Origin of the sequence: Hymenobacter sp., assembly GCF_036388155.1 — a bacterium.
Taxonomy (GTDB): Bacteria; Bacteroidota; Bacteroidia; order Cytophagales; family Hymenobacteraceae; genus Hymenobacter.
In genome coordinates, this window is sequence record NZ_DASVSI010000178.1 from 1 (window position 1) to 14,656 (window position 14,656).

Consider the following 14,656-nt stretch of genomic DNA (forward strand, 5'->3'; position numbering starts at 1 on the left):
CACGTCGCCTTTCAGCATGCGCTCGTAGGCGTCGTTGATGTCTTTGATGTCAATCAGTTCGATGTCGGACATGATGTTGTGCTCGGCGCAGAAGTCCAGCATTTCCTGGGTTTCGGCAATGCCGCCGATGAGCGAACCGGCGATGCGGCGGCGCTTGCCGATGAGTTGGAACGCGTGCACTTGCGGCGCTTCGGGCGGCACGCCCAGCAGAATCATGGTGCCGTCGCGGCGCAGCAGGCTGAGGTAGGAGGCCAGGTCGAGCGGGGCCGACACGGTATTGATGATGAAGTCGAAATAATTGCTCACCGACTTCAGCTGCTCCTTGTCCTTGGTCACCACGAACTTGTGGGCGCCCAGCTCTTTGGCATCGGCTTCTTTGTTTGGCGAGGTGCTGAGCACGGTCACTTCGGCGCCCATGGCGGCAGCGAGTTTCACGGCCATGTGGCCCAGGCCGCCGAGGCCCATCACGCCTACGCGGTGGCCTTCGCCCACTTTCCACTGGCGCAGGGGCGAGTAGGTGGTGATGCCGGCGCAGAGCAGCGGGGCCACGCGGGCCAAATCGAGCTTGTCCGACACTTTGAGGGTGTACTTTTCGTCCACCACAATCTGGTTGGAGTAGCCGCCGTAGGTGGGGCGGCCGGTTTCCTTTTCGGTGCCGCCGTAGGTGCCCACCATGCCGGTGGTTTCGCAGTACTGCTCCAGGCCCTCCTGGCAGCTGGGGCAGGTGCGGCAGGAGTCGACCATGCAGCCCACGCCGGCCAGGTCGCCCACTTTGAAGTTCTTCACGTGCTCGCCCACTTGCGTCACGCGGCCCACAATTTCGTGGCCGGGCACCATGGGGAAGACGGACCCGCCCCACTCGTCTCGCACCTGGTGCAAGTCCGAGTGGCACACGCCACAGAACTGAATGTCAATGAGTACGTCGTGCGCACCGACGTCGCGGCGCTCAAAGTTGAACGGCTCGAGGGGGACGCTAACGGCCGGGGCCGCGTAAGCTTTAGTTGGAAGCATGGGGTGAAAACAGGTTTAAGGTGTTGGCCCGGAGGCAAGGACCTAAACTCGAATGGCGGGCGAAGGTTCGGGAAGCTGAGCCGGAAAGTGGGGCGGTTTGCGGCTCAACGCGCCGCCTGCCGCTACCCTTTCAGGCCGGTCGGGCTCACGCCAAACTTCTTCTTAAACGCCGCGCTAAAGTGCTGCACCGACGAGTAGCCCAGCTCGAAAGCCAACTCGCTGGCCGTTTTTTGGCGGTCCTGCAGCTGCGCTTTCGCGTCGGCCAGCCGGTAGTCGCTGAGGTAGCCAAAAACCGTTTGGCCAAACATTTCCTTGAAGCCTTTTTTAAGCTTGAACTCGTTGAGGCCCGCCAACCGGGCCAACTCCGGCAGGCTGGGCGGCAGGGCCAGGTGCTGGATGAGGTAGTCGCGGGCAAAAAGCAGCCGCTCTTGGTCGTATTCGGTACGGGCGTGGCGGCGCGGCGCTTGGTCTTGCTCAAACGCCTCGGCCTGCAAGACTACTATTTCCAATGCTTTGGCATACAAAAACAGCTTTTTCAGCGGGCCGGTGAAGCGGCAGCTCAGCACCTCCCGGATGGCCGTGTGCAGGGCCAGGTTGAGGTGCAGGCTGTGCGGGCTCAGCACCTGCGGCTGGCCCTGCTGCACGGCGGCGCAGAAGCGGCGCAGGGGCTCGTTGGCGTGCTGGGCCAGGGCCAGGAAAGAGGGCTTGGTGAACTGCACGATGAAGGTTTCCGAGTCCAGCTCCTCGTGGCGCATGGTGCCCTCGAAGCCGTTGGCGTAGGACAGGTTGTGCTGGTAGCTGCCGTAGCTGGCCACCGTGCCGGCCCGCCGGTTTTCGATGACGACCCGGCCGCGCAAATTGAAATGCAGGTGCACCACGTCGAGGTCGGCGCGCCACTCCGCGGTGAAGGGCTCGCGGTAGCGCCAGCGGGCGTGGGCCAGCCGAATGCCGTCGAAGTACCAGTGCGTGAGCTGGCCTTTGCCCACGGGCAGGTCCAGTTCGCGGGTGCGCTCCACGAGGTCGGCAGACTGGAAGTCGCTCGCCACGTAGACGTTGCCGTGGAGCAGGCGCTGGTCGCTTTGGTTGCGCACTTCGAGGGGCATGGCAAGCGTGGTTTGTGGCAAGTTATTTCGGCCGGCGCAACAACGGCTTCGCCCGTGAGTGAGGCGAAACAGCGCCGGTGCTCTGGCAAGCGGCTGCGTTACCGGCGGCCGCACCCGCCACCAGGGGCCGCGGCTGGCGAAGCAAAGGTCTAACCCTGAGAAAACGGCGCACTTACAAAAAAGAATATTCCACTTATGCCTGCCGGATTATTTGCCGCCTTCCCGGGAAACGCTCCCGCTGCTGTACATCTGGCTCCGGCAGGTGTAAGCGGATGGGTCAGAGGCGCTCGGACTTTTGCAGCAGCCTTGCCACTCCGACCTTTTAAGCCGCTCCATCATGCCCGAAGTAGAGGTTTTCCGAACCAACGTACCCAACCGCCGCACGGCCGCCGACCTGCTGCGCTGCCTGCGGGCGCGCTTTCCGGCCTGGCGCATCACCTTCGACCTGAGCGACTGCGACCGGGTGCTGCGCGTGGAAACGCCCCACGGCCCGCCCGATTCGCCGGCCGTGGCGGCCCTGCTCCACACCCGCGGCTACGCCTGCGCTCCCCTCCCCGACTGATTCCACCGTTCATGTTTTCCTTCAAACACCTCCGCCAGCTCATGCAAATCCAAGGCAGCGGCACCCTCGCGGTGCGCACCCAGTCCGTAAGCTCGTTCACCCGGCTGCACCTGAGCGTGCACGGCACCGTGGAGCTGCGCCAAAGCCACGAAGAAAAGGTGGTCATCGAAGCCGACGACAACCTGCTCGAATACGTGGGCGTGACCAACGCCGGCCGCACCCTTTTCGTGACCACCGAAGACAAGCTGCGGCGCCCGGCTTATTCGCAGCTACACGTCACGGTGTACCTGCGCCAGCTGCAGCGCTTAGATATTGCCAGCGAAGGCCACGTGACCTGCGCCGAGCCGCTAGTGGCCGTGGAGCCGCTGGAAATCAAAGTTCAATCGGTGGGCAACACGCAACTGGTGGTGCAGGCCAACCAGCTCACGCTGCACTGCGCCTGCCAGGGCCACGTAACGGTGGCGGGCACGGCCGAACAAGTAAAAATTAATAACCTCTCGGAAGGCGACCTGGACTGCGGCGCCCTGGCCGCCCAGCACCTTAAGCTGCGCAACCTGGGCGCGGGCAACGTGCAGCTGCGCGCCGAGCAAACCGTCAACATTCAGCACCTCGGCGCGGGAAGTGTGCACTACGCCGGCCCCGCCCGCCTGCTCGACGTGCGGCACTACGGAGCCGGCGAAATCCGGCACGTCGACTGAATTCAATTTTCGACAAATCTCAGTGCGAAAACAAAAGAACGGTCATGCTGAGCGCAGCCGAAGCATCTCGCCCGCGAAGAGTAGATGATTACCACTGCGGGCGAGATGCTTCGGCTGCGCTCAGCATGACGGCGTTTGGGCCGAGTAGTTTTTCAGGGTAAGCTATTTCTGGATAGGCTATGAGGCTACGTTTGTGGCAGCCGGTGCTGGCAGCGCCTCAGAGGCTAGGGCGGCAGCCACTAGTTCTTTCATCCGCCGCAACGACTCCCGGGCGAACTTGCGCTGCAGACTTCGTCCGAACAGCTTGAACCCGACCCGGTAAAACGGGTTGCGGATGCGGCCGGACTGCGACACGGCGTGAATCTTAAAATGCACTTCGCCGGAGGCCAAATTTTTGTGCACCGTGAAATCAATCTGCCCGCGTTCGAAGTGGCCTTCCAAGGTACGGTAGCCGTAGCCCCACACCCGCTCGGGCCCCTTGGGAGTGTCGCGGGCTTCCTCGTCGGTCACGCCGCTCACCCGCACGCCGAAGTAGAACTTGAAGAACAGAAACTGCGCCCGCAGCACCATGATGCGGTCTTCTAGGGGGCCGTCGGGCTGAAAAATGCCCGTAATCAGGTCGGGGGGTGGAAAGGCGTAGCGGCGCAGCACGTCCTGGGCCGCGGCGAAAGAACCCGCGGCTTCGGGCGGGCCGGGTGCTTCGGCAGGCAGGTCGGTTTCGTAGTCGTCGAGGCGCCAGCCGGTCTCGGTGGTGTACTCGCTCTGGCGGCTGAAGTCGTAGTTGACGTTGGCGTTGGTGTAGGCTTCGAGGCGGGCGCGGTGCTGTTCCCACAGGGCAGGCTTAGGAGTGGCGCTCGTGCTCATTGGGGCTGGATGTTTCGGTGTGCGTCAGGGTTTCCACCACTACGTCGGTCAGGGCCTGGCCGCCGCTGGCCGCTGCCACGCGTCGGCAGAATTCTTTCCAGGTCGCTTCCTGCACGCGCTTGCCGACGCCGGTAGTGTTGTAGGCAAAGGCCACGAGGCCGTCGCGGGAGCGGGCCCGGGAGCGGATTTCGAACCGCAGCACGTCGGGCCTTTCGTCCAGGTAATGGGTCTCGAAGCGGATGCGGCCGGCCTCGGGATGGCCTTCCAGCGTGATGAACTCAAAATGGGTGCTGCCCACTTCGGTCACGCGCACGCAGCCGTTCCAAGGGCCCAGAATGGTGATTTCAAATTCTTCGCCCACCCGCAAGCCGTGTTCGGCGCCGTCTTTCTTGGTGAAATCGGCCAGCAGCTCGGGGGCAAAATCGGCTACGTTGGCCTGCACCTCGGCCATGAGCTGCGCAGGCGAATGGCGCGGTCGGGCCACGTCGATGTAATACCGCCGCTCCAGCCAGGGGCCCGAGCCAGTGGCGGCCGGCTGTTCGGAGTGTTGGGGGTCGGCCACGGAATGTTGAGTTAAAAGATGAGAGCTAAATACTTTTGACGCGTATACGCCCTTTGTCTGCGAAGGGTGATGCCCTGCCCCACGCGCCTGCTTTCCATCGTGACCTCCTACCCTTTCCTAAGTACCTAATGGCCTATTACCGCCCGCCCGGCCCGCCGCCCGACCCTGTTCTCGTCCAAAGCCTCACCCAGCAACAGCACGAAATGCGCCTGCGCGTGCGCGCCGAACCGCTGGCGCAGGAGCCTCAATTCATTGGGGGCTGCGACTCGTCCTTTCCCACCCCCGACACCATTCTATCGGTGTTTGTGGTGTTGAAATTTCCGTCGTTGGAGTTGGTAGAGAAGGTATACAACTACGGCCCCGTCGACATGCCCTACGTGCCCGGCTTCCTCTCCTTTCGCGAGGCACCGAACGTCATTCACACCTTCGCCAAGCTCCAAACCAAGCCTGACGTGATTATGGTGGACGGCCACGGCATTGCGCACCCGCGCCGCATGGGCATCGCCGCGCACCTGGGCGTGCTGCTCGACATGCCCACGTTTGGCGTGGCCAAGCAAAAACTGACCGGCACCTTCCAGGAGCCGGGCCTGGAACGCGGCAACATTTCGCCCCTCATCGACACCAAAAGCGGCGACTTGATTGGCGAAGTCATTCGCAGCAAAGACAAGGTCCTGCCGCTGTTCGTGAGTCCCGGCCACCGCTGCGACCAAGCTACCGCCACGCGGCTCACGCTGGCTTGCCTGCGCGGCTATAAGCTGCCCGAACCCACCCGCCTAGCCGACCATTGGGCCGAGCAGTTCAAGAAAGAAGTGCGGTAGTCAATTCAACATGAGCCTGTTGCAACGCACTTAACGACTCTCCTGCGGCTGGCGGAAGCTTTAGCAACTCGGCTACTGTCGCAAACACGGCTTGCTTGCCTAGCGCTTGGCCTAGGATACCAGCATCGAAGGGTAGTTGCTGCGACTTCGAGAGCTTCTGGCCGCTCGCGTTGGTCAGCAACGGATGATGGTAGAATTGAATGCGCGCGGCATTGAAAGCGGCCGTTTCAGATAGCAGCCCGGCCAGCCAGAGCTGCGCGGCGGTACTGGGCTGCAAGTCCAAGCCGCGCACAATTAGGTTGGTGCCCAAGCGCAAGTCGTCCACTACCGAGGCTACTTGGTAAGCAGCTACGCCGTCTTTTTTACGGACTACAAAGTCCGGCATCAGCGCCCCAAGCGGCACGGTGGTATTGCCCTGCCAGGCATCGAAGAAGCTGATTTCCGTGCCGCTCGGCACCTGTACCCGCCACGCGGCGCCGGGCGTTTCGAGTGGCACCGGTGCTTCTGGCCCGCCGGTGCGGGTCCGTTGGCTGGCCTGTACCAGGCCGGGCTGATGGGCAGTGCCTAGTAGGGCCAACCGGCGCAGCACACGGTTGTACTCGGGCAGGTGCAGCAGCTGCGAGTGGTGGCGCAGGAAGTCGTCGGGGCCGGTGGGGCCGTGGTCGTAGTCGATGCCCAGCCACTCGATGACGCGGAAGATGTTGTCCAAATACGCCGGGCGCAGGCGGGCGCGGTCTAGGTCGTCGATGCGCAGGTGCAGCGTGCCGCCGGCCCTACCGGGTACGACCTGGCGCGTGAGCAGCCAGGTGAGCACAAAATTCACGGCGTTGCCGAGGTGCAGGTAGCCGCTGGGCGTGGGCGCGAGGCGCGAAACGACGGGTGGCGGAGTGGCCGCAGGCGAGGACATCGGCAAATTGGAAAGGCCAAGTATAGCTTGCCCACTCGGTATTTCTTTTCCAAGCTTGAAGCGGAGTATATAATTATCAAAACGGCTGTACTTTAGGTGCGGTCCAAGCGGGGCAGTGCCCCCGCCGCCGCTAAGCTGTCTCCTCTCACCTTTTTCTATGCGCCTTCTCTACTTGCCAATTTTACTCATGGGAGGCTGCTGGGGCCAACCCGTGGAGCCCATGGTGCCACTGCCCAACTACCGCCCCGTGCTCATGTCGCGCCAGCAGCTGGAAGCATCGGTGGCCGGGCAGGCGCCCCGGCCCTTGCAGGTGCCCGGCAAAATCTTTGTCAGCAACCGCTACCTGTTCATCAACGAGCAGTACCAAGGCATTCACATCTACGACAACGCCGACCCCGTCAAGCCAACCGAAGTGCGGTTCCTGCGCATTCCGGGCAACGTGGACCTGGCCGTGCGCGGCTCGCTGCTCTACGCCGACAACGGGCCCGACCTGGTGGTCATCGACATCAGCGACCCCGCCCAGGTGCGCGAGGTGGGCCGCACCCGCAACGCCCTGCCCGAGCTGGCCGCGCCCGTCCGCTTCTTTTCCATGCCCGCCGGATTTAACCCCGCCAACCGCCCTGCCAATTCCGTGATTGTGGGCTGGGAGAAAGTTAAGCCATGAACAACTTCTTTCCCCTGCGTTTGGCCAGCCTGCTGGCCCTCGCCGTGTCGCTGAGCAGCGGCGGCTGCTCCGCCGACTCGGCCTCGCCTTCGGCCGTCGACTCAGCCGGCGGCGACGGCCAGGCCGGCTCGATGGCGCGCTTTGCCATCATGGGCAACACGCTCTATGCCGTGGACGACGCCAACCTGCGCACCTTCGACCTGAGCACCCCGCAAACGCCGGTGGCCGGGCCGGTGGTGCCGATAGGCGTGGGCGTGGAAACCATTTTTCCCCAGGCGCCTTACCTGTTCATCGGCAGCCAGCAGGGCATGTACATTTTCAACACGGCCGGCGGCCCGCCCAAGCTGGTGGGCACCTACGTGCACGCCGTGAGCTGCGACCCCGTGGTGGTGGCCGACCGCTACGCCTACGTAACGCTGCGCAACGACGGGCCCTGCACCCGCGGCCTCAACCAGCTCGACGTGGTGGACCTGGCCAACCTGAGCCGGCCCCAACTGGCCAAGTCGTACCCCCTCGCGCAGCCCTACGGCCTGGGCGTAGACAGCTCGTTGGTGTTTGTGTGCGACAAAGGCATTAAGGTGTTCGACGCCCGCAGCGCCCCCACGCTGCAGCTGGTGCAGTCGTTCAACGTGGCCGCCACCGACGTCATCGCGCGCCGGGGCGTGCTGCTCGTTACCGGCACCGACGGGCTCTACCAGTACCGCTACACGGCCGCTACGCCCACGGGCACGGCCAGTTTGCAGCAGCTCAGCCGCATTCCGGTCACGCCGCCCAACCCATGAGCCCACCCCCGCTTCGACGGTTAGCCGGGCTGCTGGCCGGGGCTCTGCTGTTGTTGCAAGCTGGTACGGCGCAGGCTCAAATGGCACCCGACTCGGCTCAGTTGGCCGCGAAGTTGGCCGTGGGCCGGCTGCTGGGCAGCACCTACGAGGTAGAGCTGGAACGTCGCTACGGCCAGCGCTTGAGCTTCTCGCTGCTGCCCCGGGTGGTTGCGGGCCAGGCGCTGGACCATTCTTCTTCCACTGGCACCCCCTTCCCCAACCGCTCCGACGACCGGATGCGGGGTTATGGGCTGGGGTTCAGCGCCCGGTACTACCTGCCCAACACCGGCACCGAAGGCACGGGGCTGGCCGGCCTGTACCTCGGCCTGAAAGCCGAGTACCAGCGCCTACGCTTTACCTATACCCAGGAAGGCTGGGGCGAAGACCTGGCGGCCGACGGCTTGTACTACTACACTTTCCGGGCCCGCAGTTTCGCCGAAACCATCAACCGCTACGGGGGCGCATTCCTTCTCGGCTATCAGTGCCAGATTCTGCACCCACGCCTGCGCTTCGATGCTTACGGCAGCCTCAACGCCCTCAGCACCCGTTCCAGCGCCAACCAAGGCAGCCGCTACCGCTCGTCGCCCACCGACTACGCCCACTCGGGCTCGTTTGTGACTTTTGGCCTGAGCCTGGGCTTTGTGGCGAAATAGACCGGGCTATACTTCCCAGGCCGCTTGCTGGAGCACCACGCGGTAGCCGTCGGGGTCTTCAAAAGTACGGCCGTGCTCATCCCAATAGGGGTTGTAAGATTGAACGGCAGCAAACCCAGCGGCCTCCATGCGCTGCACGGCAGCCTGCCATTCGTCAGCGTCGGGCAGGTAAAAGACCAGGAGGTTGTCAAGCGTAGGCGCGCGGCCCACCTCGTGGCCGAGCTGGTGCGTGAACTCCAGGTGGTAGGGCACCTGCGGGTGGCCCAACATCACGCCATCGAAACCGTTGTGGGCCGTGAAAGCGGCCAGCTGCTGCAAGCCCAGGCCGTCGCAATAAAACCGGAGCAAGGCGGGCAGATTATCGGTAGGGCGGGCTACGCGCAGGGTGGGGTGCATTGTGGACAAGGGGTGAAGGGTTAGCTCGCAAACCTAAAGCCAGCGCGGCGAAACTACTTGGCACCAAGAATTATCTGACATACGCCCTCATGCTGAGCGCCGCCGAGGCATCTTGCGTGGGGTAGTAATTCAATCGATTGTCATCCTGAGCGCAGCGAAGGACCTTATCACGGTCGAACGAATGCTGTTCTAACCTGATAAGGTCCTTCGCTGCGCTCAGGATGACAGACATTTCGGGCGAGATGCTTCGGCAGCGCTCAGCATGAGGGCGTATTTGGAAAGGCACTAAACTTTGCTGAGTGGGAACAGTCTAGCTTTCGTTGATACTTGCATCCTTCTATCTTTCTTATGAAGCTGTTTTTATTATTCGCTTCGGCCTTGCTAATCATTGGATTGGCACATGGCCAACCCACGACGCCGCTGTACTTCCCGCCCACCACCGGCACCGCCTGGGCCACCACCGCGCCGGCCAGCCTGGGCTGGTGTCAGCCGCAGCTCGACTCGCTCATTGCCTTTGCCGGGCGCAAGGGCAGCAAGTCGCTGCTCATCTTGAAAGACGGGCGCATGGTGGTGGAACACTACTACGGCACCTACACCGCCGACTCCATACATTACTGGGCGTCGGCGGGCAAGTCGCTCACGGCCACGCTGGTCGGCTTGGCGCAGCAAGACGGCATTTTAAGCCTGAGCGACAGCACGTCCAAATACCTCGGCCGATGGACCAGCGCCACCCGCGCCCAGCAGCGCCAGCTGCGCATCCGCGACCAACTCACCATGACCACCGGGCTCGACGACACGCCGCCCGCGCCCTGCGACAACGAAAGCACTGCGCCCAGCTGCCTGCTCTACCTCGCCCCACCCGCCACCCGCTGGGCCTACCACACCGGCGCCTACCGCACCCTGCAAGACGTGCTGGTGCAAGCCAGCGGCGCCGCGAGCATCACGCAGTACACCAACCAGCGCCTGGGCAACCGCATTGGCATGACGGGGGCGTGGGCCAACGACGTTTTCTTCAGCCGGGCCCGCTCCATGGCGCGCTTTGGCTTGTTCATTCTGGCGCGCGGCAGCTGGAACGGCGCCCCCGTCCTCACCGACGCGGCCTACTTCCAGGCCATGACTACGCCCAGCCAGGCCCTCAACCGCAGCTACGGCTACTTGTGGTGGCTCAACGGGCAGTCGAGCCACCTGCTGCCCACTTCCCAATTCACTTTCCTGGGCTCCGTCGTGCCCACGGCCCCTGCCGACATGATTGCCGCCCTGGGCAAAAACGACCAGAAGATTTACGTGGTGCCCAGCCTGGGCCTGGTGGTGGTGCGCCAGGGACGGTCGGCCGGAGCCAGCCGGCTGGCAGCCTCTTCTTTCGACAACGATTTGTGGTCCAAAATCATGGCCGTGTTCTGCGTGCCCACCGCCGCCACGGCGCGCAATGATGCCGCTGAGTTTGCCGCCTTCCCCAACCCGGCTACCGAAACCCTGACCCTGCGCCAACCCGCCCAAACCACCGCTACCGTGCGCCTACTCGAAGCTCTGGGCAGGGAAGTACTGCGTCGGCAAGTGGCCGCTCCCGAAACCACGCTGCGCCTGGCTACGGTGCTTCCGGGCCTATACACGGTGCAGTGGCTGGATGCCGCCGGGCGCGTGCTGACGACCCGCAAAGTGGCCCGACAGTAGAAGTTGCACCAAAACAGTGGAGCCTTACGGGGCAATGCGTAAGTTTGCGGTCAATTTGCGGCCCGGTTTCCCGGCTCCGCTGCTGCCCTCCTGCTATTGCCGATGCTGACTGCTGTCCTGCTTTTCCTCCCTTTGGCCGCCGCGCTACTGCTGCATTTCACCAAGGGAGCCACCGCCCGTGCCTTGGCCTTGGGCGCCTCGCTTCTCGAATTTGGTCTCGCGGCCTACGCCGTCATCGCCTTCAAAACCACGGGCTCGGCCGGCTTCAACCTCAATTACAGCTGGATTCCCTCGGCCGGCATCAACTTCCACATCGGGCTCGACGGGCTGAGTTTATTGCTGGTGTTGCTCACCACATTCTTGGTGCCGCTGATATTGCTGGCCGCCTTTAAGCACGACTACGACAACCCTTCCGGCTTCTACGCCTTGGTGCTGTTCATGCAGACCGGGTTGGTGGGCGTGTTCGTATCGCTCGATGCCTTCCTGTTTTACTTCTTCTGGGAAGTCGCCCTCATCCCCATTTACTTCCTGGCGGGTTCGTGGGGCGGCGAGCGCCGCGTGGCCGTCACCCTCAAGTTCTTCTTATACACCGTAGTAGGCTCGCTGTTCATGCTGGCCGGCTTCGTGTATTTGTACCTCCAAACCGGCCCCGCCGCTGGTTCGCTGGCCGCCCACTCCTCGGAGTTGTCGGCATTCTACAACCTCAAGCTCAGCTCTTCGGAGCAGTCGTGGTTGTTCTGGCTAATCTTCGCCGCCTTCGCCGTGAAGATGCCCATCTTCCCCTTCCACACTTGGCAGCCCGATACCTACACCGAAGCCCCTGCTCCGGCCACCATGCTGCTCTCGGGCATCATGCTGAAAATGGGCATCTACGGCACCATGCGCTGGCTGCTGCCAGTGGTGCCCCTCGGCGTGAGCCAGTGGCAGAAGCCGGTCATCATCCTCTCAGTAATAGGCATTATTTACGGCGCCATCATCGCCATTCGCCAGCGCGACATGAAGCGCCTCATTGCCTATTCATCGCTGTCCCACGTGGGCCTGATGGCGGCGGGCGTGTTCTCGCTCACCCAAATAGGTCTGCAAGGTGCTGTCATTCAAATGCTGGCCCACGGCGTGAACGTGGTGGGCATGTTCTTCATCGCCGACGCCATTGAGCGCCGCACTGGCACCCGCCACATCCCCGACCTGGGGGGCCTCACCCGCCGCACGCCCATCTTGTCGGTGTGCTTTTTGGTGATGCTGCTCAGCACCGTGGCCCTGCCGCTCACGGCCGGTTTTGTGGGCGAATTCCTGCTGCTGGAAGGCGTGTTCCAATACAACGCCTGGGTAGGCGCGGTAGCAGGCCTCACAATCATCTTCTCGGCCGTGTATTTGCTGCGCATGTTCCAGCGCGTCATGCTCGGCCCCGACTTGGCTCACTCCGAAACCATCACCGACCTCACCGGCGGCGAACTCCTCATCCTCGTGCCGCTCATCGTACTGGTGTTTTGGCTAGGTCTGTTTCCGAACTCGTTTCTGAACCTGGCGGAACCGTCCATCACCAACATGCTGGCCCTGGTTGGTCGGTAGTTTTTTGCGGATGCAGGGATAACTCCTGTCATCCTGAACGCAGCGTAGCGGAGTGAAGGACCTTATCACGCCAGCGCAAATTTGAGTAACAACTTAACGAAGCGGCCCTGACAAGGTCCTTCGCAAGCTCAGGATGACAGACAATTTTCGCTCGTCGTCCTGCCTTACATAAGCCCATGACCTCCATCATTCTTCTCTCCGTCTTCGGCATCCTTAACCTGTTCCTGGGCTTCATGCGCTCGAACAAGGTGCTGCTGCCCGGCGCCATGCTCCTGTTGCTGGTCGTGTTTGGGGCCAATTTTGCCGACTGGAACGTCGTCCACGCGCCGTACTTCAACAACATGCTGGTGGTCGACAACTACACGGTGGCCTTCACGGGCATCGTGCTGCTCACTACCATTGTGCTGCTGCCCTTCTCGCGCAGCTATGTGCTCGACGGCGACGCCAACCTAGCTGAATACTACGCCCTCCTGCTCTTCTCGCTGGTGGGCGCCATCATGATGGTTGGCTACGACCACCTGCTGATGCTTTTCGTGGGCATTGAAATCCTGAGCATTAGCATGTACGTGCTGGCTGGCTCGCGCAAGCGCGACTCGCGTAGCAACGAAGCCGCCCTGAAATACTTCCTCATGGGCTCCTTTGCCACCGGCATTCTGCTGTTCGGCATCGCGCTGCTCTACGGCGCCACCGGCACGTTTGCTCTTTCGCAACTCGCTACCGCCGTGGCCGCGCCCGCCAACGCCAGCTTGCAGCCCATGCTCTACATCGGCATCCTGCTGATGATTGTGGGCATCGGCTTCAAGGTGTCGGCCGCGCCGTTCCACTTCTGGACGCCCGACGTGTACGAGGGCACGCCCACCTTCTTCACCGCCTTCATGAGCACCGTGGTGAAGACGGCTGGTTTCGCCGCCTTCCTCAAGCTGCTGGCCGTGGCGCTGCCCGCTGCCCAGGGCTTCTGGCTGCCCACCATTCAGGCCATGTGCGCTCTCACGCTGCTGCTCGGCAACGTAGGCGCCGCCGCCCAAACCAGCACCAAGCGCATGCTGGCCTATTCCAGCGTGAGCCACGCGGGCTACCTGCTCATTGGCCTCGTGGCCAGCAAGGGCGTGCTCACCGGCGATGCTTCGAGCGCCATTTTCTTCTACTCGCTGGCTTATTCCATCGCCACCGTCGCCGCCTTTGGCGTGTTGAAACTGGTAGCAGACCACCGCCAGGCCGACGGCTACGCGGCCCTCAACGGCTTGGGCAAAACCAACCCGCTGCTGGCTTTCACCATGACGGTGGCCATGCTGTCGCTGGCCGGCATCCCGCTCACGGGCGGCTTCTTCGGCAAGTTTTTCCTGCTGGCCGCGGCGGCCGACCAAGGCTACATTGGCCTCGTGGTATTTGCCGTGGTGATGAGCATGGTCGGGCTGTACTACTACCTGCGCCCCCTGATTGCCATGTACATGCAGCCCGTGCCCGAAGGCGCCACGCCAGTTCCAGCCGACGGCATTCAGTCGGCCACCTTGGCCTTGCTGGCGTTGCTAACCATCATCCTGGGCGTGGTGCCAGGTTTCCTGAGCGGTATTTTGTAGCTTGTCGCACCGTGAACTGAAAAGGCCTCTTCGGAGGCCTTTTTGCTTTGTATCCCATCTGCATTTATGCGTACCTCTGACCAGAAATCGTACTTGCTTCCGCAGCAATGGGCCCTCTGCACCATGCTACTGATAAGTAGCTGCGCCGCCAAGCCGCCGCGCGAAACGGGCACTTTCCGAGCCTCGGAGCTAATCGAGCTGCAGAAACTCGACCCCACCATTCGCCTCGATATTCGCTACGCTACCAGCAACAACTTCGCGAAGCAGGCGGTGTACTCCGAAGCCAGGGCCTTTTTGCAACGCCCCGCGGCCGAAGCACTTGTCCAGGTCAACCAGGAATTGAAGCTTCTTGGCTATCAGCTGCTCGTTTTTGATGGCTACCGGCCCTGGAGCGTGACCAAACTGTTCTGGGACATCACGCCCAGAAAGGACAAGAAATTTGTGGCCAACCCCAAGAAGGGCTCCCGGCACAACCGCGGCTGCGCCGTGGACTTGAGCTTGTGGGACACGGCCGCCGGCAAGGAAGTGAGCATGACCGGCGAATACGACGAAATGAGCCCTCGCTCCTACGTGGCTTACACAGGCGGCACGCCCGAGCAGCGCAAGCTGCGGGACTTGCTCCGCAGCAAAATGGAACGCCACGGCTTCACCGTGCTGGAAGCCGAGTGGTGGCACTTTGACTACAAAGATTGGAGGGCCTACTCCATCCAAAATATCCCGTTTGAGAAATTGTAGCGTGGTCGTACCCGGAGGGACTCTGCGAGTCCCTCCGGGTACGAC

16 protein-coding genes are annotated in these 14,656 nt (G+C 62.6%); 10 read left to right on the top strand and 6 right to left on the bottom strand.

All coding sequences use genetic code 11. The annotated features are described in order from the left end of the window. Both VF629_RS25090 and VF629_RS25095 read right to left on the bottom strand, forming a co-directional pair. On the bottom strand, positions 1 to 1,011 hold a 1,011-nt coding region (locus VF629_RS25090), incomplete at its 3' end, for an NAD(P)-dependent alcohol dehydrogenase (protein ID WP_331061263.1). Between the two features lie 122 nt (positions 1,012 to 1,133). After that, the gene (locus tag VF629_RS25095) at positions 1,134 to 2,114 is read right to left on the bottom strand and encodes an AraC family transcriptional regulator (RefSeq protein ID WP_331061264.1); all 981 of its coding nucleotides are present in this window, start codon (positions 2,112 to 2,114) and stop codon (positions 1,134 to 1,136) included. A 337-nt stretch (positions 2,115 to 2,451) separates the two neighbouring features. Between VF629_RS25095 and VF629_RS25100 the strand changes: the two genes are divergently transcribed. Both VF629_RS25100 and VF629_RS25105 read left to right on the top strand, forming a co-directional pair. Beyond that, the gene (locus VF629_RS25100) at positions 2,452 to 2,676 is read left to right on the top strand and encodes a hypothetical protein (protein ID WP_331061265.1); all 225 of its coding nucleotides are present in this window, start codon (positions 2,452 to 2,454) and stop codon (positions 2,674 to 2,676) included. A gap of 11 nt (positions 2,677 to 2,687) precedes the next feature. Beyond that, positions 2,688 to 3,374, top strand: coding sequence for a head GIN domain-containing protein (locus VF629_RS25105; protein ID WP_331061266.1), 687 nt, complete (start codon positions 2,688 to 2,690; stop codon positions 3,372 to 3,374). Between the two features lie 177 nt (positions 3,375 to 3,551). On the opposite strand, the gene VF629_RS25110 is transcribed toward VF629_RS25105, so the two are convergent. Then, positions 3,552 to 4,238, bottom strand: coding sequence for a DUF1990 domain-containing protein (locus tag VF629_RS25110; RefSeq protein WP_331061267.1), 687 nt, complete (start codon positions 4,236 to 4,238; stop codon positions 3,552 to 3,554). Beyond that, on the bottom strand, positions 4,216 to 4,800 hold the full coding sequence (locus VF629_RS25115; RefSeq protein ID WP_331061268.1) for a DUF1990 family protein: 585 nt from the start codon (positions 4,798 to 4,800) through the stop codon (positions 4,216 to 4,218). Before VF629_RS25115 ends, VF629_RS25110 begins: the two co-directional genes overlap by 23 nt. A 128-nt stretch (positions 4,801 to 4,928) precedes the next feature. Here VF629_RS25115 and nfi point away from each other — a divergent pair, with 128 nt between their 5' ends. Then, complete coding sequence (gene nfi / locus VF629_RS25120; protein ID WP_331061269.1) at positions 4,929 to 5,618, top strand: deoxyribonuclease V; 690 nt, start codon at positions 4,929 to 4,931, stop codon at positions 5,616 to 5,618. On the opposite strand, the gene VF629_RS25125 is transcribed toward nfi, so the two are convergent. Continuing rightward, positions 5,599 to 6,525 (bottom strand): glutamate--tRNA ligase family protein, encoded by a 927-nt coding sequence (locus VF629_RS25125; RefSeq protein ID WP_331061270.1) that lies wholly within the window; start codon positions 6,523 to 6,525, stop codon positions 5,599 to 5,601. The genes nfi and VF629_RS25125 overlap by 20 nt on opposite strands. A 157-nt stretch (positions 6,526 to 6,682) precedes the next feature. Between VF629_RS25125 and VF629_RS25130 the strand changes: the two genes are divergently transcribed. The 3 genes from VF629_RS25130 to VF629_RS25140 are packed head-to-tail and all read left to right on the top strand — an operon-like array spanning position 6,683 to position 8,663. Continuing rightward, positions 6,683 to 7,189: a hypothetical protein gene (locus VF629_RS25130; RefSeq protein ID WP_331061271.1), complete on the top strand. Its 507-nt coding sequence runs from the start codon at positions 6,683 to 6,685 to the stop codon at positions 7,187 to 7,189. Then, positions 7,186 to 7,971, top strand: coding sequence for a hypothetical protein (locus VF629_RS25135; protein WP_331061272.1), 786 nt, complete (start codon positions 7,186 to 7,188; stop codon positions 7,969 to 7,971). Before VF629_RS25130 ends, VF629_RS25135 begins: the two co-directional genes overlap by 4 nt. After that, positions 7,968 to 8,663 (top strand): hypothetical protein, encoded by a 696-nt coding sequence (locus VF629_RS25140; RefSeq protein WP_331061273.1) that lies wholly within the window; start codon positions 7,968 to 7,970, stop codon positions 8,661 to 8,663. The genes VF629_RS25135 and VF629_RS25140 overlap by 4 nt, the downstream gene beginning before the upstream one ends. Before the next feature lie 6 nt (positions 8,664 to 8,669). Here VF629_RS25140 and VF629_RS25145 read toward each other — a convergent pair whose 3' ends face one another. Next, complete coding sequence (locus VF629_RS25145) at positions 8,670 to 9,059, bottom strand: VOC family protein (protein WP_331061274.1); 390 nt, start codon at positions 9,057 to 9,059, stop codon at positions 8,670 to 8,672. 348 nt (positions 9,060 to 9,407) lie between these two features. Between VF629_RS25145 and VF629_RS25150 the strand changes: the two genes are divergently transcribed. The 4 genes from VF629_RS25150 to VF629_RS25165 all read left to right on the top strand — a co-directional run bounded on the left by VF629_RS25150 (position 9,408) and on the right by VF629_RS25165 (position 14,611). Then, positions 9,408 to 10,730: a serine hydrolase gene (locus VF629_RS25150; protein WP_331061275.1), complete on the top strand. Its 1,323-nt coding sequence runs from the start codon at positions 9,408 to 9,410 to the stop codon at positions 10,728 to 10,730. Between the two features lie 102 nt (positions 10,731 to 10,832). Beyond that, on the top strand, positions 10,833 to 12,299 hold the full coding sequence (locus tag VF629_RS25155; RefSeq protein WP_331061276.1) for an NADH-quinone oxidoreductase subunit M: 1,467 nt from the start codon (positions 10,833 to 10,835) through the stop codon (positions 12,297 to 12,299). 176 nt (positions 12,300 to 12,475) lie between these two features. Beyond that, positions 12,476 to 13,876 carry an NADH-quinone oxidoreductase subunit N gene (locus VF629_RS25160; RefSeq protein WP_331061277.1) on the top strand — a complete coding sequence of 467 codons (1,401 nt, stop codon included), beginning with the start codon at positions 12,476 to 12,478 and terminating at the stop codon, positions 13,874 to 13,876. Positions 13,877 to 13,942: 66 nt separating this feature from the next. Then, complete coding sequence (locus VF629_RS25165; RefSeq protein WP_331061278.1) at positions 13,943 to 14,611, top strand: M15 family metallopeptidase; 669 nt, start codon at positions 13,943 to 13,945, stop codon at positions 14,609 to 14,611. The last annotated feature ends 45 nt before the right edge of the window (positions 14,612 to 14,656 follow it).